Annotated in this window: 31 protein-coding genes and 1 pseudogene; 31 read left to right on the top strand and 1 reads right to left on the bottom strand. The window is 40.8% G+C overall.

Going from position 1 to position 20,718, the window contains the following annotated elements; genetic code table 11:
* The first annotated feature begins 22 nt into the window (after nucleotides 1-22).
* The 27 genes from LPY66_RS04440 (at nucleotide 23) to LPY66_RS04570 (ending at nucleotide 18,004) form a co-directional block, all read left to right on the top strand.
* Entirely contained in the window at nucleotides 23-262 is a 240-nt protein-coding gene (locus LPY66_RS04440; protein WP_337986893.1) for a thioredoxin family protein, read from the top strand.
* Nucleotides 263-266: 4 nt separating this feature from the next.
* Nucleotides 267-842 carry a sigma-70 family RNA polymerase sigma factor gene (locus tag LPY66_RS04445; protein ID WP_337986894.1) on the top strand — a complete coding sequence of 192 codons (576 nt, stop codon included), beginning with the start codon at nucleotides 267-269 and terminating at the stop codon, nucleotides 840-842.
* A 78-nt stretch (nucleotides 843-920) separates the two neighbouring features.
* Complete coding sequence (locus LPY66_RS04450; protein ID WP_337986895.1) at nucleotides 921-1,370, top strand: DUF2703 domain-containing protein; 450 nt, start codon at nucleotides 921-923, stop codon at nucleotides 1,368-1,370.
* Nucleotides 1,371-1,589: 219 nt separating this feature from the next.
* A complete protein-coding gene (locus LPY66_RS04455; protein WP_337986896.1) occupies nucleotides 1,590-1,928 on the top strand; it encodes an ArsR/SmtB family transcription factor in 339 nt (112 codons plus the stop codon).
* A 27-nt stretch (nucleotides 1,929-1,955) separates the two neighbouring features.
* Nucleotides 1,956-3,044: an ACR3 family arsenite efflux transporter gene (gene arsB / locus LPY66_RS04460; protein WP_337986897.1), complete on the top strand. Its 1,089-nt coding sequence runs from the start codon at nucleotides 1,956-1,958 to the stop codon at nucleotides 3,042-3,044.
* Entirely contained in the window at nucleotides 3,044-3,475 is a 432-nt protein-coding gene (locus LPY66_RS04465; protein WP_337986898.1) for an arsenate reductase ArsC, read from the top strand. The genes arsB and LPY66_RS04465 overlap by 1 nt, the downstream gene beginning before the upstream one ends.
* Nucleotides 3,476-3,650: 175 nt before the next feature.
* Entirely contained in the window at nucleotides 3,651-3,998 is a 348-nt protein-coding gene (locus LPY66_RS04470; RefSeq protein WP_337986899.1) for an ArsR/SmtB family transcription factor, read from the top strand.
* Nucleotides 3,999-4,029: 31 nt separating this feature from the next.
* Complete coding sequence (gene lpdA / locus LPY66_RS04475; RefSeq protein WP_337986900.1) at nucleotides 4,030-5,433, top strand: dihydrolipoyl dehydrogenase; 1,404 nt, start codon at nucleotides 4,030-4,032, stop codon at nucleotides 5,431-5,433.
* A 15-nt stretch (nucleotides 5,434-5,448) separates the two neighbouring features.
* The gene (locus LPY66_RS04480; protein WP_337986901.1) at nucleotides 5,449-5,835 is read left to right on the top strand and encodes a hypothetical protein; all 387 of its coding nucleotides are present in this window, start codon (nucleotides 5,449-5,451) and stop codon (nucleotides 5,833-5,835) included.
* The gene (locus LPY66_RS04485) at nucleotides 5,832-6,125 is read left to right on the top strand and encodes a 4Fe-4S dicluster domain-containing protein (RefSeq protein WP_337986902.1); all 294 of its coding nucleotides are present in this window, start codon (nucleotides 5,832-5,834) and stop codon (nucleotides 6,123-6,125) included. Before LPY66_RS04480 ends, LPY66_RS04485 begins: the two co-directional genes overlap by 4 nt.
* Nucleotides 6,118-7,002 (top strand): putative zinc-binding protein, encoded by an 885-nt coding sequence (locus LPY66_RS04490; RefSeq protein ID WP_337986903.1) that lies wholly within the window; start codon nucleotides 6,118-6,120, stop codon nucleotides 7,000-7,002. Before LPY66_RS04485 ends, LPY66_RS04490 begins: the two co-directional genes overlap by 8 nt.
* Complete coding sequence (locus LPY66_RS04495; protein WP_337986904.1) at nucleotides 6,995-7,399, top strand: putative zinc-binding protein; 405 nt, start codon at nucleotides 6,995-6,997, stop codon at nucleotides 7,397-7,399. The genes LPY66_RS04490 and LPY66_RS04495 overlap by 8 nt, the downstream gene beginning before the upstream one ends.
* A 4-nt stretch (nucleotides 7,400-7,403) precedes the next feature.
* Nucleotides 7,404-7,844: a putative zinc-binding protein gene (locus LPY66_RS04500; protein ID WP_337986905.1), complete on the top strand. Its 441-nt coding sequence runs from the start codon at nucleotides 7,404-7,406 to the stop codon at nucleotides 7,842-7,844.
* Nucleotides 7,845-7,849: 5 nt separating this feature from the next.
* Nucleotides 7,850-8,119 carry a biotin/lipoyl-containing protein gene (locus LPY66_RS04505; protein WP_337986906.1) on the top strand — a complete coding sequence of 90 codons (270 nt, stop codon included), beginning with the start codon at nucleotides 7,850-7,852 and terminating at the stop codon, nucleotides 8,117-8,119.
* A 29-nt stretch (nucleotides 8,120-8,148) separates the two neighbouring features.
* Nucleotides 8,149-8,418 carry a biotin/lipoyl-containing protein gene (locus tag LPY66_RS04510; protein WP_337986907.1) on the top strand — a complete coding sequence of 90 codons (270 nt, stop codon included), beginning with the start codon at nucleotides 8,149-8,151 and terminating at the stop codon, nucleotides 8,416-8,418.
* A gap of 66 nt (nucleotides 8,419-8,484) precedes the next feature.
* Complete coding sequence (locus LPY66_RS04515; protein WP_337986908.1) at nucleotides 8,485-8,769, top strand: biotin/lipoyl-containing protein; 285 nt, start codon at nucleotides 8,485-8,487, stop codon at nucleotides 8,767-8,769.
* Nucleotides 8,770-8,783: 14 nt separating this feature from the next.
* A complete protein-coding gene (locus LPY66_RS04520) occupies nucleotides 8,784-9,776 on the top strand; it encodes a lipoate--protein ligase (protein ID WP_337986909.1) in 993 nt (330 codons plus the stop codon).
* 91 nt (nucleotides 9,777-9,867) lie between these two features.
* Nucleotides 9,868-10,116 carry a hypothetical protein gene (locus LPY66_RS04525; protein ID WP_337986910.1) on the top strand — a complete coding sequence of 83 codons (249 nt, stop codon included), beginning with the start codon at nucleotides 9,868-9,870 and terminating at the stop codon, nucleotides 10,114-10,116.
* Nucleotides 10,117-10,209: 93 nt separating this feature from the next.
* Nucleotides 10,210-11,634 carry a radical SAM protein gene (locus LPY66_RS04530; RefSeq protein ID WP_337986911.1) on the top strand — a complete coding sequence of 475 codons (1,425 nt, stop codon included), beginning with the start codon at nucleotides 10,210-10,212 and terminating at the stop codon, nucleotides 11,632-11,634.
* 43 nt (nucleotides 11,635-11,677) lie between these two features.
* Nucleotides 11,678-12,844 carry an MFS transporter gene (locus tag LPY66_RS04535; RefSeq protein WP_337986912.1) on the top strand — a complete coding sequence of 389 codons (1,167 nt, stop codon included), beginning with the start codon at nucleotides 11,678-11,680 and terminating at the stop codon, nucleotides 12,842-12,844.
* A gap of 115 nt (nucleotides 12,845-12,959) precedes the next feature.
* Nucleotides 12,960-13,283 (top strand): carboxymuconolactone decarboxylase family protein, encoded by a 324-nt coding sequence (locus LPY66_RS04540; RefSeq protein WP_337986913.1) that lies wholly within the window; start codon nucleotides 12,960-12,962, stop codon nucleotides 13,281-13,283.
* A 239-nt stretch (nucleotides 13,284-13,522) separates the two neighbouring features.
* On the top strand, nucleotides 13,523-13,972 hold the full coding sequence (locus LPY66_RS04545) for a MarR family winged helix-turn-helix transcriptional regulator (protein WP_337986914.1): 450 nt from the start codon (nucleotides 13,523-13,525) through the stop codon (nucleotides 13,970-13,972).
* 22 nt (nucleotides 13,973-13,994) lie between these two features.
* Nucleotides 13,995-14,885 (top strand): permease, encoded by an 891-nt coding sequence (locus LPY66_RS04550; RefSeq protein WP_337986915.1) that lies wholly within the window; start codon nucleotides 13,995-13,997, stop codon nucleotides 14,883-14,885.
* A 40-nt stretch (nucleotides 14,886-14,925) separates the two neighbouring features.
* Nucleotides 14,926-15,093: a hypothetical protein gene (locus LPY66_RS04555; protein ID WP_337986916.1), complete on the top strand. Its 168-nt coding sequence runs from the start codon at nucleotides 14,926-14,928 to the stop codon at nucleotides 15,091-15,093.
* 225 nt (nucleotides 15,094-15,318) lie between these two features.
* Entirely contained in the window at nucleotides 15,319-16,473 is a 1,155-nt protein-coding gene (locus LPY66_RS04560; protein ID WP_337988022.1) for an aminotransferase class V-fold PLP-dependent enzyme, read from the top strand.
* Nucleotides 16,474-16,557: 84 nt separating this feature from the next.
* On the top strand, nucleotides 16,558-17,016 hold the full coding sequence (locus tag LPY66_RS04565; protein WP_337986917.1) for a (Fe-S)-binding protein: 459 nt from the start codon (nucleotides 16,558-16,560) through the stop codon (nucleotides 17,014-17,016).
* A 265-nt stretch (nucleotides 17,017-17,281) separates the two neighbouring features.
* Nucleotides 17,282-18,004: a ThiF family adenylyltransferase gene (locus LPY66_RS04570; RefSeq protein ID WP_337986918.1), complete on the top strand. Its 723-nt coding sequence runs from the start codon at nucleotides 17,282-17,284 to the stop codon at nucleotides 18,002-18,004.
* 203 nt (nucleotides 18,005-18,207) lie between these two features.
* Here LPY66_RS04570 and LPY66_RS04575 read toward each other — a convergent pair whose 3' ends face one another.
* The gene (locus LPY66_RS04575; protein WP_337986919.1) at nucleotides 18,208-18,456 is read right to left on the bottom strand and encodes a hypothetical protein; all 249 of its coding nucleotides are present in this window, start codon (nucleotides 18,454-18,456) and stop codon (nucleotides 18,208-18,210) included.
* 230 nt (nucleotides 18,457-18,686) lie between these two features.
* Between LPY66_RS04575 and LPY66_RS04580 the strand changes: the two genes are divergently transcribed.
* The 4 genes and pseudogenes from LPY66_RS04580 (at nucleotide 18,687) to LPY66_RS04595 (ending at nucleotide 20,684) form a co-directional block, all read left to right on the top strand.
* On the top strand, nucleotides 18,687-18,935 hold the full coding sequence (locus LPY66_RS04580; RefSeq protein WP_337986920.1) for a hypothetical protein: 249 nt from the start codon (nucleotides 18,687-18,689) through the stop codon (nucleotides 18,933-18,935).
* 786 nt (nucleotides 18,936-19,721) lie between these two features.
* Nucleotides 19,722-20,006: pseudogene (locus LPY66_RS04585) on the top strand (NifB/NifX family molybdenum-iron cluster-binding protein); the annotation flags it as partial.
* Nucleotides 20,007-20,159: 153 nt separating this feature from the next.
* Nucleotides 20,160-20,537, top strand: coding sequence for an iron-sulfur cluster assembly scaffold protein (locus LPY66_RS04590; protein ID WP_337988023.1), 378 nt, complete (start codon nucleotides 20,160-20,162; stop codon nucleotides 20,535-20,537).
* A gap of 33 nt (nucleotides 20,538-20,570) precedes the next feature.
* Nucleotides 20,571-20,684: a methylenetetrahydrofolate reductase gene (locus LPY66_RS04595; RefSeq protein ID WP_337988024.1), complete on the top strand. Its 114-nt coding sequence runs from the start codon at nucleotides 20,571-20,573 to the stop codon at nucleotides 20,682-20,684.
* The last annotated feature ends 34 nt before the right edge of the window (nucleotides 20,685-20,718 follow it).

Genomic DNA, 20,718 nt, shown 5'->3' on the forward strand with positions numbered 1-20,718 from the left:
CAAGTGAAGGAGTGTCTAGATCATGATTATTAAAATTTTAGGATCAGGTTGCAAAAATTGCGTTGCCCTTGCCGAAAATACCAAAGTTGCCTTGGCAGAAGCAGGAGTTACTGCCGAAGTAATGAAAGTTACCGATATTCAAGACATCATGGCCTATGGTGTTATGTCTACGCCAGCATTAGTTATCGACGAAAAGGTGGTATCCTACGGAAAAGTCCTGAAATCAAAAGAAATCGTCAAGATTTTACAAACTGTGAGGTAATAAGATGTCTCCGGAAGAACTTTGGCTTAGGTATAATCCCAAACTCAAAAATTATATTCTAAAACAAGTACCGGATCAGTATTGCGCGGAAGATATCCTGCAGGAAATAGGTCTGCGGATACAAAGAAATGCCGACGAAATTCAGGAGATCACGAATGTAGATGCCTGGCTTTATCGCATCACGCGAAATCTAATTGTGGATTATTACCGCTGCGCGAAGAAGTATACGTTGATGGAAGATATCGCTGATGTTGCTGATTTAGCGGAACCGGATGCAGCCGGGCTGGAAAATTACAATAAGGAAACAGTGGAATGCTTGCTTAAACTCGTGGCATACCTGCCGGCTATCGATCAAGAAGCTATTCTGGAATGCGATTATAAGGGGACTAAACAAAACGTCCTGGCTGAAAAGTGGGGAATAAGCAAGTCGGGAAGTAAAAGCCGGATTCAGCGGGCGAGAAAAAGATTAACTGCTGTGATGCAGGGCTGCTGTGAAGTCAAAAAAGATCACGCAGGGAATATCATTGAGTTTAATCATAAAGACCATGCCGGAACGAAGTTTTCCTGTTTAAAGTGCTAAAATCGTGCGTCCTTTTCTAAAACGTACCGTCTTAATAATTGAAGTTTGTATTCAAACATTTTTATAGGAGGCATGGAAATGAAAACACTGAAAATTGAATGGAAACACCTTGATTTAGAAGGGGAGACCTGTGATCGTTGTTATGATACGGGCGAGAATCTGGCTAATGAAGTAAAACGATTAAACAGGGCCTTACAGTCAAAGGGCATTGAGGTCGAATGGATCGAAACCAAACTTGACAATACGCAGATACCTCAATCGAATACCCTCCTCTTTAACGGAGTTCCCATTGAGGATATCTTAACTATTGAGGTATCAGAGAACTACTGCGATTCCTGTACCACCTTGCTGGGTACCGAAACCTACTGCCGGACAGTAAAGTATGACGGCAATGAGTATGAAGATATTCCCGCCAAGGCCATCCGTCAGGCGGCTCTCAAGGTTTTGGGCATAGAGGAAGAAGCGTCGATGACAGGAAAATCAACAGCAGGAAAATCTTGCTGTAGCTGCGGTAGCGGTTGCTGCTAATGTTTACTGAAAAAGGATATAATAAATCGGGGGGCTAGAGTCCTCCGGTTTTTTTATTTTATGGTTTTGATACCGAGAAAAAATACTAGAATTTCAGCAAAATAGATTGTATATAAAAACTTTTGCTGATAAAAAAAATACTTCCCTAATTAAAAAAACGAGATATAATAGTTATATAACCGCATAAACGAATATACAAATAGAATAGGAAGTGGATAGATGAAAAATATTGAAGATATCCTGAAAGCTTTAGCGGATGAAACCCGATTACGGATCATTAACTTACTGTATGAAAAGGAGCTTTGCGTTTGTGATATCCATGAAGCTTTAAATATAACACAGACCAAAGCCTCAAGGCATCTGCAATATTTAAAGCATGCCGAGCTCGTAGGCGATAGAAAGCATGCGCAATGGATCTATTATTCAATAAAGAAAGATGAGTCATTATCATTTATCGATAATCTGATCTTAAATAACATGAGAAATTCAGAACAATTCCAAAAGGATTTGGAAAACCTAAAGGAATGGCTTAAACGCAAAAGTATTGATTGTGATTAATATTTGTGTATTTGGAGGTTAGTCGATATGGAAAAGGAAAATCATGTAAGGTTGTCGTTTTTAGACAGATTCCTGACACTCTGGATATTTGTTGCCATGGGTGTTGGTGTTTTAGGCGGTTATCTATTCCCAAACCTAGCCGTATCTTTGGGAAAGTTTAGTACGGGGACGATATCCTGGCCCATTGCGATCGGACTGATTGTGATGATGTATCCGCCTTTGGCGAAGGTAAAGTATGAAGAGATTGGCAAAGTGGTCCAAAATATAAAGGTTTTCAGCTTTTCCCTCATTCAGAACTGGATTATCGGTCCGCTTTTAATGTTTGTTTTAGCCATTATATTCTTAAGGGATATGCCGGGCTTTGCGATTGGCTTGATCATTATCGGTTTAGCCCGCTGCATTGCCATGGTGATTGTCTGGAACACCTTGGCCAAAGGCGATAATGAATATTGCGCAGCCTTGGTGGCGCTCAATTCCATTTTCCAGATACTTTTGTATTCGGTTTATATCTATCTGTTCGTGACACTCATTCCTAAGTGGCTGGGGCTATCCTGGGGCGGGCAAATTATTGATGTATCCATATGGGATGTGGCTAAAAGTGTCCTGATCTACTTGGGGATTCCTTTTGCAGCCGGTTTTATTACCCGGTTTGGGCTGATCAGAGCCAAAACAAGAGAGTGGTATGAAAAAGTATTCATTCCCAAAATATCCCCATTAGCTTTAATCGCACTACTTTATACGATCATCATCATGTTTATTACCAAAGGTCAGGAAATAGTAACAAACCCAGTGGGAGTAGTTCGGATCGCCATTCCCTTATTAATCTATTTTGCAGTGATGTTTTTCGTCAGCTTTTATATGTCTTACAAGGGCGGCTTCAAATATGAGCAGACCGTAACCTTAGCTTTTACGGCGGCCAGCAATAACTTTGAACTGGCTATTGCTGTAGCTGTAGCTGTCTTTGGCATTGCTTCCGATGTGGCTTTTACCGCTGTGATTGGTCCTTTAGTGGAAGTACCGGTGATGATTGCCCTAGTGAATGCCGCACTAGCCTTAAAACGCAAATATTATAATCAGCAGGGTTTGCCACGAAGAAATAAAGAAGGTGTAAAGTAATGAAGGAAAAAATGGCAACTGAAATACCGGACAGAATTAAAGTAGCTTTTGTCTGTGTTCACAATTCCTGCCGCTCCCAGATGGCGGAAGCTATCTCCAAAATAATTGCTTCGGAGAGTTTTGAAGCCTATTCGGCAGGTACTGAAATTAAAGGTAGTATTAACCCTGATGCGGTAGCCGTGATTAAGGAACTCTATAACGTTGACATGAATCAGTCACAAAAACCGAAATTAATATCGGATATTCCGCCAGTTGATGTTGTCATTACAATGGGATGCAATGTAAATTGTCCGTTCGTACCCTGCAAATACAGGGAAGATTGGGAACTTGAAGATCCAACGGGGAAAGATAGACAGGAGTATATTCGCACGGCTAAAATCATCGAAGAAAAAATACTAAATCTAAAAAACAGGAAGAGCAGTTTAGTATAAAATATCCCATGATGCTTAAATATAGATGGAATAATTTCCTATCTAAGATGTGTTCTGAAAAAAACAGGGCACTTTTTCTTTTTTCAATAAAAAATATTGTAAATAACATTTTAGAGACATATAATAAATACATAATTATATACTTATATATTAAAGTGTAAGGAGTAAGTTGCGTATGTATGAAGATCAATTCAAAGCTCTGGGAGAACAGACGCGTTTGAAGATTATCAAATTGCTGTCCAGTAAAGATTTATGCGTGTGTGAGCTTGAAGAAATTATGCAATTCAGCCAGCCGCGTATCTCTCAACACCTCAAGGTTTTGAAACAAGTCGGCTTGGTCAAGGAGCGAAAAGATGGACAGCGCCGGGTATGCAGTTTAGACACAACACTCCTAAATAGTACGATGGAAGAGTTTATAGATTATATTGCTAAACCGCTTAAGGAAATCCCAGAATTGAATGAAGAGTATGAGCGGTTGCTGAACCTTGACGGTGAATCATGTTCAAGAAAATTAAAAGAATAGAATCGATCTTTTTCATAAAAGGATGAGGGATATGAATCAACTGGAAACGTTTCTGGCTGTCTTGGGAGGCGGCCCGGCGGGATATGTGGCGGCCATACGAGCGGCTCAACTCGGTGCGAGTATCGTTCTCATCGAAGAAAAGGAGCTGGGTGGTGTCTGTTTAAACCAAGGCTGCATTCCAACGAAAACCTTTCTTCAAAATTCTGCTGTCATGAGTCTTGTTAGCAAAAGCAGGGAATATGGAATCGAAAACTCAGCCTCTCGAATTGACTGGTCATCAGCCTGGTTCCGCAAAGAACGCGTCGTCAAAAGTTTGCGTCAGGGAATCAATCAACTCATGGTAGAGAATACGATTACGGTTATCAGAGGAAAAGGGCACATTGTCACTCCGAGTAAAATCATTGTGATGACAGAGGAAGGAGAACAGTGTATATCCTGCCAGAAGATTTTGATTGCTGTTGGTTCCGAACCGTCTCTTCCGAATATTCCAGGTATTGATCAGGAAGGGGTTATGACCAGCAATGAAGCTTTGGAGCTTACGGACTTACCTGAATCTCTCATCATATTAGGCGCTGGCGTTATCGGCTTGGAATTTGCTGAGATGTTTCAGCAAGCCGGTACGAAGGTAACCGTCATCGAAGAGCAGGATCGGATTTTGTATCAGGAAGATCAAGAATGTTCGGAGGAACTCTACAAAATCCTTAAGAGAAGCGGGATTGTTTTTAAGCTGGGCACTCTCGTACAGAAAATTACTAAAGAAAATGTTAATTTCCAGATGACCGTTTTAGAGAAGGGCAAAGAAGCAATTTATTCTGCACCCAAAATATTGGTTGCAACCGGCAGAAAACCTCGGACTAAGATGTTAGGACTTGAAAACATCGGTCTAAATCTGAATAATAACGGTGCGATCCAGGTTGACGATACATTAGAAACGACGTGTGCAGGCATTTATGCCGCCGGAGATGTTACCGGAGGCAGGCAGTTAGCCCATTTGGCTTTTGCACAGGGGAAGTGCGCAGTAGAAAATGTCTTAGGTTTGACTAGTAAAATCAATAATTATGCGGTTCCGTCGTGTATCTATACCCATCCGGAATTGGCAACGGTAGGCATGACTGAAGCTGAGGCGATAAGTTACGGAATCCCCATTCAAGTTGGCCGTTTTTTCTTTCGGCAAAATGGCCGAGCCTTGGCCAATAACCAAAGAGACGGTTTTGTAAAAATAATGATGCATAAAGACAGCCATATCATCTTGGGTGGACAGATTTTGGGGGAACAGGCTTCAGAGATGATTTCCGAGTTGACTTTGGCCATTGCTCTTCAGGCAAAGGCAGAAATTATAGCTGACATGATCCATCCGCACCCGACCTTAAGCGAGGCGGTCATGGAGGCATGTGCTGATGCAGTAGGAAGATCCATTCATAAGAGTAGGAAATAAAAGGAGGAATCGGTGATGGAAGAAAAAGAACGTTTGGGATTCATTATGTGTGTATGTACAGGAAAATGTCCGGGTTTTCAAGCAATGGATATCTGGGACTTCATTAATCAGGTCCGAGTGGAATTACCCGTAGAATATGCTTTCATTCATCCCCAGCTATGCGAGGAGGATGGCGACCGTTTCCTGGCTGACTTCTTAAAAGCTAACCGCAAAGTGATCATCGGCGCGTGCGCACCCAATATGCAGAAAAAAATGTTCAAACAGGCTTTCAAAGACGCGGGACTGGATGTGGAAAAAGATTGTGTGATGCTGGATATCCGCGATATGACCAATGAAAAAGCTTTCGGTATTGTCAAAGATGCGCTTAAGAAACTAGGCTTTGAAGGGGATGAGGAAGAATGAGTGAATCCACTTTTATGGGCGTTCCCAGAGACAGGATTGACTGGAGCCCACGAATCGATTACACAAAGTGCAATTACTGTATGGAATGCGTAGAATTCTGTCCGCATCAGGTGCTTGAAGTCAATATGGACGCTGAAAAAAAGCTGATCGTGAAAAATCCGAACAATTGTGTTATCTTCTGCCGGGCCTGCAGTAAGACGTGCGGCCTTGACGCGATCGATTTCCCCAACAAGAATGAAACAACCGCACATATCAAGGAAATCAGAAAGGAAGCTGGCGGAAATGAGTAAGTCCTATGCCATTCTGCCCTGTAATGGGCTGGATAAACCTGCCGGCTGTCTATCGAAAGAATTGGCGCTGCAAATTAAGGAACAAACAGAGAGCAGCGAAATCATCTGCCCGACCTTTGTCCGGGTATCCGATGCGCCGTATAGAAAAATATTGGATGAAAAAGAGCTTTTGGTTATCGACGGCTGTGGCACACGCTGTGCAGGAAAACTTGCAGCAGAAAAAGGCTGGAAAATAGCAGCGAAGGTAAATGTCTCAGATGAGAGTAAAAAATACGGCATATCCCTGGGAACTTCTTTGCGGGTAGAAGAAGACGGTCTCCGGTTATGTGGTCAGATCATTAACAATTTGCTGCAAGAACAAACAACTCCGGAATCAAATACAGGCGCTGCTTCGGGTGAGGGAGTAGCTGACGCGTGGTTCCCCCAGAGTTTGGCTTATGAAACCTACCATAAAGATAAATTCATTTTCCGGCTTCCTAAAAATGAAAATTTTTACTTCAATGAAAACGACTGTTGGGCCTATGTTTCCGGTCATAAAGCCCGTATCGGCGTCACGGATTTTGTCCAAAAAAGTCTGTCCGATATCATGTTCTTTACGCCTCCCGGACTGGGTATAACCGTGGAACAATTTGAGGATGCCGGTTCAATTGAATCCGGTAAAGCGGTTTATGAAATCATTTGCCCTGTTTCCGGTAAATTTACAGCTGTCAATTATGAATTGCTGGATCACCCAGAATACATTAATGAAAACCCCTATGAAAAAGGTTGGATCGCAGAGGTTGAACTTTCAGATTTCCCCAGTGACCAGGAACTCTTACTCCAATTTGACGGCTATTTTGAAGTGATGAAAAGAAAGGTAGATGAATTTCATGTCTGAAAAAGTGAAAGTCGTTCCCTGTAGTGGGATCGGCAAAGTTCACGGTTTACTCGCCAGAGAGCTTGCCTTAAAGGTGGCCAATGAACTGTGCGCGGAAATTACGGAGACGCCCTGTCTGGCGTACATTGTAACCGAGGATCCGGAGATCAAGGAGAAGATCGCCCGAGGCAAATGTGTCACAATTGACGGCTGTCCTAAAATGTGTGCAGCCAAAAGCGTTGCCCATGCCGGAGGGGATATTGCGGAAGAAATCAAGATCATTGAAATACTGAAGAACTATCGCGGCGTGCAGCCTGGCAATGCCACCGCACTCAATGACGATGGCTGGAAAATTGTCGACGAAGCGGCGCTCAAGGTGGCAGCGCGTGTGCAACAAGTTTATGAAGGTGAGGTATGATGCAATGGAATCAATAGGAACAAAGCCACCAACGACCCCAGTTAAGGTGGGTGTCATTTCTTGCAGCGGGGAAGATTGCCTGGGTGGCACGATTTCGCGTTTAGCGACGCGTAAAATTCTGGAACGAATTCGTCTGGGAGAAGCGGTGACCATTTGTCTGCCATTATTCATTGCCGGAGGGGAAGAAGAAAGAGCTTTTGCAGCTGTTTTCCCAACCATCACCGTGGATGGCTGCAATAAATGGTGTGCCAAGAGAGCAACTGAAAACTTAAGCGGGAAGGTCAGTGACACGGTTCTGGTTGCCGATATTATCGGCGCGGAAGTAGCGGAAAGTGCCGTACTTTCTACCCGAAATCTTACCCCGGAACATATGGGAATGGTGGATAAAGTCGCAGAGGAAATAAGGGTGAAACTGGATCGTCTGGCTGACCAAAATCGGAGGTAACCAAAATGTTGGAAATACAACTTAACAAGTCCGTAGGTGTCATTTGCAAAGTTGGCAGGGTGTTTGTGAAAAAGGGGGATATCGTTCATAACGATGATGTCCTATTTACGGTGGAATCACGCAAAACACAGACAGTTATTCATGCTAATTTCGAAGGCAAAATCACCGGCGTAAATCTCGTCGGCGGGGGTGCGGTTAAGCCAGAAACTGTTATCATGACGGTGGATGGAAAAACAGCAAACGAATCAAAGGTACTGATAACAAATTCCAGATAATCAATTATCCAATCCGGGAGGTAATTATAATGCTGGGAGTCAAGGTGAATGATTATATCACGTCGACCTGTAAAATTAGCGGTATTTTTGTCAATGCAGGAGATTCTGTGAGCTGCGGTGATGACTTGTTTAGTGTGGAATCCCAAAAAATGAGCAAGGTGATTAAAGCGAATTTTGAAGGAAAAATCAACTATGTTAACTTAGTTAAGGGTGACGAGTTGATTGAAGGAGCTTTTGTTATTACAGTAGATGGCGATGTCATTGAGAAATCTGATGACATTGTGGTGGAACACATATAAATATTAAGGGATTTGTTTTCCCTAGGACCAATTCCTTGGAATCATATGTATAAGGAGGTTATGGAAGTGCTTGAAGTAAGAATTAACCAGCTGACCGAGGTCTGCAAAGTGAACAAAGTGTTTGTCCAAGAAGGGGATATCGTTAAAAATGGTAGTGCGATATTCAGTATTGAGATTAAAAAGTGCCAGATCGTTTATAACTCAAACTTTGAAGGTAAGGTCGTAAAAGTCTTTCTTAATCCGGGTAAAAAACACAGTTCGGAAGAACTCGCCCTGCTAGTGGAAGGGAAGGTTACCGGAGAATCCAAAACATTTATGATTGAACAAAAGGTCGTACCGGCTAATTCTTAACTTAGGAGAAGTACATGTCCAAGTTAAAACTTAAAGTGATGGAACCGAAGAGTCATGATCCATGGCTAAACCTGGCAATAGAAGAATATTTACTTCAGGCCAAAGCATCGGAAGAAATTATCCTTCTACTCTGGCAAAATGCGAAGACAATTGTTATTGGCGCGAATCAGAATCCTTGGAAAGAATGCAACATCGGTCTTTTAGAAGAAAACGAAGGTAAGCTGGCTCGCAGGATTTCAGGAGGCGGTGCTGTTTACCATGATCTGGGAAACTTGAACTTCAGCTTTTTAATGGATCAGTCCGATTACAATTTGGCAAGGCAACTTAAAATTATCACGGACGCCCTGGTGGAGCATCAGGTTATCGCTGAATTTAAGGGCAGAAACGACATTCTGGCTGACGGGAAAAAATTCTCCGGAAATGCGTTTTACCAAAGCGGCAATAAAGCTTTGCACCATGGAACTCTCTTAGTTAATTGTGATTTCTCAGAAATGACCAAGTATTTGCAGGTTTCAGAGAAGAAAATTCAATCGAAAGGCATTGACTCGATCAGCGCCAGGGTCATTAATCTCAGAGAATTGAATCCAAACATAACAATCAACGGTTTAATAGAGAGCATCAAGAAGCTGTTTGCCATGAGTTACGGAGAAAATTATGTCCAAATGACTGAGAATGAACTCGACGCGGACAAATTAGACGTAATCTATCAAAGAAATCGTTCTTGGGAGTGGCGATTCGGAGATACTCCCGAATGCCAAATATCTTTTTCCAACCGCTTTTCGTGGGGAGAGCTCGACATTAACTTAAATGTCGATAAAGGGTTGATCAACGATATTCGAATATATTCCGACGCCATCGATGTTCGTCTGGTGGAAACGATAAAAGAACTTTTCATTGGCTTGCCGTTAGATGCTGCCGTTATCCAAAAAAAGTATAAAGATTATACGGGGGAGCAAGCGTACAAGGATGTCATCAACTGGTTTATTAAAGAAGTCAATCATTATTAAGCCAGTAATATAGTGAGCGCTGATCAACAAGTAAAACGAATTTGTTTCTGTTGCTGAGAGTTTTAAAATTGGGGTTAAGGAGGAGGCGGCATTGCCGCTGACTACGAAGATGGTGAAAAATTGTTCGAACTGCGGGTTGGGAATTCCTCAGTCTGACGGCCAAATAAGCTGTTTTAAGTATAGAACTTTAAATAAGGACGATGAAGATAAAACTTCCTGTCTATTTCATATCGAAACAGTGCTGGAGGATGGTGTTCCCTTGCTTCCTATGCAGCATTTATTGTTAAAGGAAGTAGAAATAAAGCAACGCGGCATGATAGGCCCATTGGGACCAAACTGATTTTGTATGCAATTTTTTATTAGCGCCCTAGCTTGATATTGACAATAAAGGACAGTGCTTAATTAAACAAGTTGAGTCGTTGGAGGATAATAAATGAATAAAGAAATTCTCGAGAAAGTGACGCGCTCAGTAGAAAACATAGGGGGAGCAGGGGATCAAGGGTGTGCCTGCATGTCAGATTTCCTTACTGATCCAAGTATATGGGTTGCTTATGATGTTTTTAAAGACTTAGATGTTAAAGATGACTGGAAGTCAAACGTGTTAAATCAAAACAAAGAATATTACATCCCTGTGGGTGACAATAATCAGCCTGTTTTATCAGAAGAACTGATTATGAGGTTGGGATTGGAAGGGGCATCTTCAGTACGTGTCGTCATCCATGAGAATAAAATAGAACTCTACCCCAATATCCACAGTCTGTCCAAGTTATATATTGAACCAACGTCAAAATGTAATCTGGGCTGTCAGACCTGTATCCGTAATACATGGGAAGAACCGTTAGGCTCAATGGGCCGGGATGTCTTTGATAAGTTGCTCGAACAGCTCAAAGAGTTTAAGACTTTGAGGACCGTTATGTTTGGCGGTTTTGGGGAACCAACGTTTCATAAAGACATACTCTATATGATTGCCAGTGTCAAATCTCTCGGTCTCAATGTCGAATTAGTGACAAATGGGACATTGTTGAATGAGGAAATGGCAAAAGGACTTATTGCCAGCGGACTTGATACGTTATGGGTTTCCTTTGACGGAACAAGTGCGGATAAATTTAATGATATCCGGGAGGGAGCCAGTTTTGAAGCGGTCGTTCAAAATCTGATCCGATTAAAACAGCTCAATTACGAGAGACCTCATCCGATGAAAGTTGGTATTGCTTTTGTTGTCATGAAAAAAAACATTGATGAACTGAGCAATCTTGGGGCTCTGGCCAAAAGGGTCGGAGCACAGATGGTATCTGTGAGCAATGTGATTCCTTATAGCAGGGACATGGTAGAACAGATGGTGTGTGATTTGGATGTTGAAAAAGTTCATCAGACAAATTACCTGGGTTCTGTACCAGTTAACATCCCGATCATCGATAAAACAGAGCTGACAAAACAGCCGTTATATGAGCTATTTCGGGACAACAATAACATCAGTATCATGAAAAACAAAGTTGGGGCAGAAATCGAAAGCTGCAGATTCATCAAAGAAAGATGCACCTTTGTTCGTTGGGACGGAAAAGTCAGTCCGTGCATGGGGTTGCTTCATTCCTATAAAACTTATGTCGGAATAGCTAAAACCGAAAGGGAGATTTTACATTATGCCATCGGGGATATCCGGGAAAAGAAACTCACAGAAATCTGGGACTCCAAGGAGTATCATGCATTCAGAGAAAAGGTTGATACATTTGATTTCTCACCCTGCCTCAAATGCTCCATCTGTGATCTGGCTGAGAAAAATGAAGAAGACTGTTTCGGGAATACCTTCCCGACCTGCGGCGGGTGTCTTTGGGGACAGGGAGTCATTCAGTGCCCGTAATAAAAATAAGTAAAAACAAAAGTTAAAATTATAGGAGATAGAAATGGACGTTAAAAAAATACCGTTAATTCTTGGACTAGCTGGCTTTGTTGTTATGGCAGATAATTGGGTCGTATCACCGATTTTGCCTTCGATTGCGGGAGATATTGGAGTCGATGTTGCCCGGGCGGCACTGATTATTACCGCCTATATGATCCCTTTCGGTTTGTTCCAATTAATCTTTGGATACTTGGCAGATAGGTTTGGCAAGAGGCAAGTGGTCAGCTTTTCTATGGTCATCTTTACGGTTGCGACAGCGCTTTGCTCTCTGGCTACCGGATTGACTGATCTATCGATATATCGGTTCTTGACAGGAACCTTCGCTGCTTCCATCATGCCGATTTCAATGGCTTTGATTGGCGATCTCTTTCCGATGCAGGAACGTCATGCTGCTATTGGGACTTTCATGGGAATCGCCATGCTGGGGCAGGGCGCAAGTATGCTGCTCGGCGGTTCAATTGCCTATTTCTTTAATTGGCGGGGTGTTTTTGCTGTCTATGCTTTTATAGCCATTATCGTCACGGCACTTTTACTGACGACCGGCAAAAAAATTCCATCAGAAAAAGGCCGCGCCATCAAAAAGGAAGAGCTCCTCAAGCCCTATAGTGATGTTTTGAGTAAACCGCGCCATTTAATCATTTATCTGATGGTCATTTTTGAAGGATTCTTTCTGGCTGGTATTTTCTCATTTCTTGGTGCCTTTATCAAAGTTACCTATGGTTTTAATAACTTTTTGATCGGCGTGGTCATGACCTTATTCGGCATAATGGCAGTAGCCGGCAGCCGTTTATCTGGAAAAGCGGTCCCGAAATTCGGACGTAAGAAAACAATAGCGATTGGACTTGCCTTGACCGTGATTAGCGCTCTATTTTTTTCAGTATTAGGTAATATTCTCGGTGTTTTCATTATTGGAATTGGGCTCTTCGGCTTTGGCCAAATGTTTGCTCACTCGACATTCTTAACAATCGCTACCGGATTCTCAGAAAAATGGCGGGGAGTCGCCATGTCGTTTATGCCATTTTGTATGATGGGCGGCGGTGGTCTGGGGACAGCATTTGGCAGCACCATTGTCGGCAATCAGAGTTACACCCTGCTTTTCATCCTGTACGGTATCGGGCTGACTCTGTTGACCTTAGCTGTAATGATTAGTAAAAATGATCTTTTTGCCTGAACATTTAGAAGAAAATGGTACTATTTCTATCAGACATTGCGTTATAATAATTTTGACACATAAGTTATGAAAATATTTTTCAAAATAAAAACAAATAGGGAGGACAAAGGTAATTATGAGAATGCTTGCTGAATTGTTTCCGGAATTTGCTCAAAAACTGGACGAAATCGATGAGTTGTATAAGGAGAAACGTCTGATCGACGAGAAAACCTATCAGTTTATCTGCTTTGCCGTATCGATCAAAGCCCGTTCCAAACCGTGTGTGATTAAGCATTATAAAGGCGCCTTGGATGCGGGAGCAACCCCGCGTGAACTAGCGTACATTTTCGCACTGGTTATGAGAGAAGCCGCAGGTGCTGACGACTGCTGGACGCATGACGTTCTAGGGGATTGGACAGAGATTGTGGCCGGTAATGTCGACTGCGGCTGTCAGAAATAAGTTTTGTTGCCATTGCTCAAAAAATCGCATCTAAAAATATATAGGACTTTAGCATCAGTTAATCTAAAATCAATATTAAGCGGACTTTCAATACGAGCTTAGAAAAGTTATTTAGACTATTCTAAGCTTTTTTTCTTCGGCAAAAATCAGAAAAGGACTTAAAAATAGTTGACGAAAGCAACTAAAGTGGCATACAATATAGTTGATTACGTCAACTATATTGTATGGTGGTTGGTCAAATGGATAAAAGGATAAGGACTATTTATAATTTACTCCAAGAGCTTTCCTGGCAATTTGGAGATCATGGGTTTAATGGAGAATGTTGTGCTGATCTTTCCTTAGTCGAGTATATGGCATTGAAAAAAATTCTGAATACCAGAAGTATTCCTATTCAGGAGATTGGAATCGCTTTGAATTTTACAAAGAGTGGTGCCACTCGGATTATTGATCGCCTGGAGCAAAAGGGATATGTTATACGGGAACAATCGCCAAGTGATGGGCGCGTGTGCTGTGTAACGGTTACGCTCAGAGGCGTTGATACAATGACAAATATAATTGAGAGATATTCAGAATATGTACAAGGCATACTGAAAGAGTTCGAGCCTGAACAAATTGAACAAATCGAAAATTCATTGGAAATGCTGGTTGCAGCAGTACAAAAAAATAAACCATTTGAATGCGGTTTCTGATAGCTGAAGGGAGGATACCATCTTGAACACGTTCATGGTCACCCTGAAATATTTTATTACGATTATGGCGGAGCTCACGGTTCTTTTTATAGGAATCAGCACGATCATCGCCTTAGCGTTAATGTATATTCCTCAGGATAAATTAAAAAATTGGATGTCGAGTAAAGGTGTCTGGGGCAATATAATGGCGGTACTTTTTGGCGCTGTGACACCGTTCTGCGCATGTTCCACCGTACCTTTAACGCTTGGTTTTTTGCAGGCCGGGATTCCGTTCGGCACGGTAATGTCCTTTGTTATCGCCTCACCTTTAATGGACCCTCTTGTATTTTCATTGCTAACGGCATTTATGGGCTGGAAAGTGGCTGTTGGATTTCTGCTTCTGACATCTTTATTTGCGGTGGCTTTTGGAATGCTATTAGAAAAAATGGGCTGGGCAAATCAAGTCAAAAAAGTTCGCCTCAAGGAATCTGGCTACAGTACTGAAGTTGAGACAAAAGAATTTAAAGGTAGATTGAAAATGGCTTTTTTAAAAGCCTGGGGAGATTTTAAAGGCGTGTTTATCTATATGGTGGTTGGTGTCGCGATCGGAGCAGCGATCTATGGTTATATGCCAACGGATCTTCTAGCAAAAGTGGCCGGACCCGATAATCCGTTTGCTGTTCTTGTCGTCGCGTTGATCGGCATGCCGTTATATATTCGGGTAGAATCTGCAATCCCTATCGGTCTTGCCTTGCTTGGAAAAGGGGCCAGTATTGGTGCTGTCATCGCCTTCATTATTAGCGGGGCGGGTATTGCTATCCCTGAGTTATCTATGCTGGCAAGTGTATTTAAGAAAAAAATCATTATCGCTTTTGTTATTATTGTTTTCGTTACCGCAGTCCTATCGGGATTGATTTTCAATATGCTTTTGTAAGCATATTAAAATATAGATTAAAGCAAAGGAGTCATGTTTTATGAAAAACGAAGATGAAAAAAAGGGCCTCTTTGGTCTTTTTGCCGGAGGTAACAAAAACAAGAAGGATTCATGTTGCTGCTGTAATTACGAAATAGAAGAGATTAGCGATGAAAATGACGATACCAAGCAAGAGTCATCAAAAGAGGATAAGGATAGTTCTGACTGACAGCAGACAAAATGTTAAGCAATCAAAAAACCTTAGACATATACCAATAGTCTAAGGTTTTTTCAACAGCATATTGTTAACTTATATCTACAGTTATATAATGGAGGTCATAATTATATCATTATATGATTATGTGTTTGGGGCAAAGCTATATTAATGGCTCACTTATATCAAGCCCTTACTGTTAACACATTGGTTTCGATATTAATGACTTCGAATGAGGAGGTGTTAATTTTGGGAATTTATTTGGACAATGCCGCAACATCATTCCCTAAGCCTCAAGCTGTTATTCAATCAATGGTTGATTTTATGATTGAAAATGGCTGCACATCCGGTCGCGGCGCTTATGAAAAGGCAATTGAAGCTGACAGTCGCATTTATCAAAGCCGTAAGGCGATTGCTCGTTTGTTTAATTTTAATGATCCAAAAAAGGTTATTTTTACGTCCAATGTAACGGAATCATTGAATTTGGCGATCAAAGGGATCCTAAAAAAGGGTGATCATGTCATTGTCAGTAGCCTAGAACACAACGGCGTATGGCGGTGCGTTAAAACAATGGAAAGAGACTTAGGAATCCGTATTTCCAAAATACCGTGTTCTGCGGAAGGCTATACACTAGCAAGAGATTTAGAAAAGCTGATCCGTGAAAATACCGCTTTAGTCGTCATGACGCATGCTTCAAATGTTCTTGGTACCATTCAGCCTATTGCGGAAATTGGCCAAATTTGCAGACAATACCGTATTCCGTTTCTGGTTGATGCGGCACAAACCGCCGGGGCTCACTACATTGATGTCGTAAAGGATCAAATTGATTTGTTAGCTTTTACCGGGCATAAAAGTTTGTTAGGACCAATGGGAATAGGCGGTCTCCTTATTAATTGGGAAGGAGATATTTGTCCGCTTAAATCTGGCGGAACAGGCGGTGATTCCGCCTATGAGTATCAACCGGATTATTATCCGAACAAATTGGAAACCGGTACTTTAAACGTTCCGGGAATTATCGGTCTGCATGAAGGGATAAAATTCATCGAAAAGGAAGGTCTGGACAAGATCAGGAAGAAAGACGCTGAACTAGCGGATTATGCGCTGGCGAGATTAAAAGAAGTTGATGATATTATCCTGTACGGTCCTCAAGACAGCGGCAAAATAATCGGAGTCATTTCTTTTAATTTAAAAAGTAAAGCCTGTGAGCAAATTGCTTATGAATTGGATCAAAATTTTGGCATCATGATCCGCGCCGGGTTACATTGCGCCCCGAGCGCCCACCAAATCATAGGCACTGAAAAATCAGGGACTTGCCGAATCGGGATAGGTTATTTTAATGAAAAACAAGATATCGATCAGTTAGTTGAAGCCCTAAAATCAATCAGTATAAATTGACACGTTATTAAAGGGGTGTTTACTATTTACCTGGAAAAGATCCAAATTACATTTATCGAACCGTGTACAGCCGATATTCAAAAAATGAGGTTTAAGGCAAAATTTTCGAGAGATATTGCCGGCATCTTGCCCTTTTTAAACCGGCGGCTAAAGTCGGGGCAATACAATGATCAAGCAAAAACCCTGACCTACAATCAAGGTATTATGATGATTACCATTCAGCGGGATACTTTGGCAGTTGCTAAAATCGTTAATGAGTCTGAAGCTTATGAAATGAGTGATTATATTAAGGATCTCATCAACGAAACATACGAGATGAAAGACTCACTAATACCTTTGTATGAGCAACGTAAGAAGCCATCTGCTCTCGAAATTTATAAATATTTACCTAAAACGAATTGTAAAATGTGTGGAGAGTTATCTTGTATGGCTTTTGCTGCCAAGCTCATAGCTTCAACAAAGAATATTGAGTTATGCACTTCTCTATTCAATAAGGATAAAAAGGATAACGTGCAAGAAATTAGAGGACTATTGGATTTTTAACTAATTACATTTGATTATTGTCATATAATTTAATATGAATTTCTAAGCTCACCAACTATACGAATCAACGGAACGACATTTCTTTAAATGTTACTGAAACTTCTTGTAAGGACTGCGGAGATAATTGCAGAGACTCTGTAGATTGTAGATCCTGGGTTTATTAGGTGTTGAACATGATTCTTCTAATCCCTAGATAATAAAAATCTAGGGGTTTTATTTTTAATAGTTCCCTTTTTCAACTGTAGCTTAACGACTACCCCCTTTATTGAATTATCAAATAATAAATATATATTGGCTTCATGTTTGGGGAACAAACAGCAAATGGACTATTGTTGATGGGGATAAGGTTAAGCTTCATAATATCAATCGGGGACTCCTTTATACTGCTTCTGATGCAGGTTGGCTAACATCAACTGAATCATATAAAGCTCAAGTAGTAGCTAAATTCTTACAGGACGCAACTTTTATTTCAAAATGGTACGATTTAGCCGCTGAGATTAAAGATACCCCTTTTGATGTTGTCCTTGCATTGGCAAATGAAAGAAATGTCCGAACTGCCCTAGCTCATCGGAACGCTCCAGTTTTACTTCATGCAACAACAGGAGAAAACTGGTTAAGCCAGTTACATCGACATGTTGCCGGAGCAGATGATTGTATTGAATGTCGAACTAGTGAGGTAGCTAATTTACATATGGAATGTTCTATAGGGACTGTTAAAACGACTGAAAAAGAGAATCAATCTAATGATGCCGCATTGCCTTTTCTATCAGCAACTAGTGGTCTAATGCTCGCAACTTTGCTACAGAAGCTTGAAGCAGGTCTTATAATGGAAGATTTTCATAATGATTGGCGGTTCGACTTTTTGTCCACTAAACGAATGGCGTCGGCTGGAAAACGACGTTGCAGAGAAGGTTGCGCTATTTGGCAGCCTCTAGAAGTACGCCGATGTGCAAATAAAGGTAACCGCTGGCTTCACCTTGATAGATAATGTGCTAGAAATATAATTCAGACGTGATTCGAAAGTCATATGATACATATATAAGCCCTATTTAGTAAATCTATTGTAAATCAATATACCTATTTTGCTAATAAGTACTAATTTGTATAATAAATCCGCTCAATAATAAAGCTCATATTCTAATTTTATAAACATCAAAAAGTCATTTCTGGGTTGAAAAAATAATGAGAACCTTATATTTTCAACAATGTCCAAACACAGGTAGACTTGTTAAATAAGAGTTCAAAATCTTTGAGAGCTCCTCTAAGATTACCTTGACATCGAAAAGTGATGTAAGATACATCGGCTTGTTTATCTTCAATCTGGTACAAAACTTTTCTAATTTGTATTACCTCAAAACAGCCATCTTTAATCATTCTAAGTCGCATCGGCCTAGGCGTACCATTACTTGAAAAAACTGCAATTACTTCGATTGCTTTCATAACGATTTGTATGAATATCACCTCGGACGAACGTATGTTTGCAATAGTGTGTACCTCAAAGCGAATTATTATGCTATTATTTAACGATATTCCTTAATTTAAGACTTAATTATCAAAATTAGAACGTAGAATTACCAACGCACTCCAAATACTACATTTGGCAATAAGCATAGTCACTTTTGTGTAATTTATGTGTGATAATGAATAAAACAATTACCGAGGAGCTATTTATGAAAAATAACAAGCAAAGGTATTTATCAATAGCTGATATTGCTGGCAAATTTGATGTTTCGGAACAAACGGTTATTGAATGGATTAAAATTGGAAAAATCAAAGCAACATATTTTAATCAAGGGAAATGGGATATCTTGGAAAGTCAGTTCCGAACTACATCTGAACAGGATCATGAACGTAGATCAAATTTTAAAAAGTTATGGAATAAAAGAGATCGACTTCCGGAAGAGAACAGAGAACAATAAGGAAGAGCACAAAACAACGTTAAAGACCATTTGCAAATTTAGATGTTCCCATTGACAATCCCTCAAAATTTGACCGTCTGATCCGATGGGTAGTCGCATGAGTAAAATGCTTGATGCCAGAGAAGCTATTGTAGACATCTACTGCAAACAACTTTCAGCCAGTGGCAATGAAAAGGTAACTGTCGAAATCTCGTTAAATACGTAAGTCGTAACGCCTTGGTTCCTATTCCTAAAGTCAATTCCATTGTGGAATTAAAATTGAGTATTACCAACACATTGGGAGCCAATAATGTACAATCTTTACTTTCCTATAACCTATATTTTGTTATGGCGCATGGCTATAAGTAGCTGTTTAAAAGAACAAACTTTATTATAAAATTACACTTTTGGCGTGATAAAAAATAGTTTTATCGTTGCTTAAAATAGTTTAATAAAAATAGTTTTGTCAAAATATTATAAGAGATTTGATAGCCCAGAGAATTGGGCTATTTTTTGTAGATTTTGCTTTTTAAATTACAGCACTCTCCAAAAAAAATATGAAATTTGTCGGGGAAATTGCAGCTTATTGCAGTAAACAACTTTTGTCATTAGTTAAGAAAAATCTGGTGGTTATATGGCTGACGAAATTAAAGTTGATAAATATACTCTTATCTACATCGTTTTGGCTTCATGTGAAGCCAAAACGGCTATAGAACAGTATCTACAAGGCAATCTGTAATTATATATTATTGACATATGACCGAAATAATACTAAGATAAACTTAAAAATAAAAGGACAATGAGTCAATGAAAATTGCTGTAACAACCGATGGAAATACCCTAGAAGATTTGGTGGCCGAAGAATTTGAAAAGAGCGCTTTTTTGTTAATTGTAGAGACAGATAATTTGAGTTATAAGGTTTATAAGACCGATACGCAAACGGATGGGTCAGGTCTGGCCATGGCTCAAAAAATAGTGGATGAAGACTGCGAAGCGCTTATTTGCGGCCCGATCGACGAACCGGCGTTTGAAATCATCGCCGACGCTTGTATCACCCGCTATTTGGGTGCTAACTATCCAGCTGCGACTGCTTTGGAGCGGATGGCTCGCCATCAACTGGCATTAATTCCTGCATACAACGGCGAGGAAAGGGATTCCGAAAGTCATGAACATGGCGTCAGCTTTTTTCATAACCCTGAAGAATGCACCTGTGGCGCTTTTTCAGACAATACTGGCTTGGATAGTATAGAACACTATACTGATATTGCCATTGAGCATTTTATGTGTCCGAGAAATATTGGGAGCATGGTTAATGCCGATGGCGAAGCCACGTGCGGAGACCCTGAATGCGGAGACAGCATGACCGTTTTTATCAAAGTAGAAGATAATATTATAAAGGAAATAAGCTATTTGGTTTTTGGGTGTCCGGGCGCAGTTGCTACCAGCAGTATAACATCCGTCTTAGCCAAAGGGAAGACACTGGAAGAAGCGCAAAAGATCACGGAAGAAGATGTCATTGAGGCGCTGGGGGGATTACCCGAGAATAAAAGGCATTGCTCGCTTCTCGGAGTCGAGGCTTTAAGAAAGACAATTGATGATTATCATAGAAAAGTCAAAAAATAGGATGTTGCCTAAGCCGTGTAAAAACATTTTGGAATTCACTATGCCATAGGGCAATGCGAAGAACCCGTGAAAAAAGGCGTTAGCGGACTGCATTTTTATACCATGGATCGAAGTAAATCCGCAGCCAGTATTGTGAAAGAGAGTTAACAGATCGGATATAATTCCGGGTTGAAAATTGCCG

The organism is Dehalobacter sp. DCM (genome assembly GCF_024972775.1).
Lineage (GTDB): Bacteria > Bacillota > Desulfitobacteriia > Desulfitobacteriales > Syntrophobotulaceae > Dehalobacter.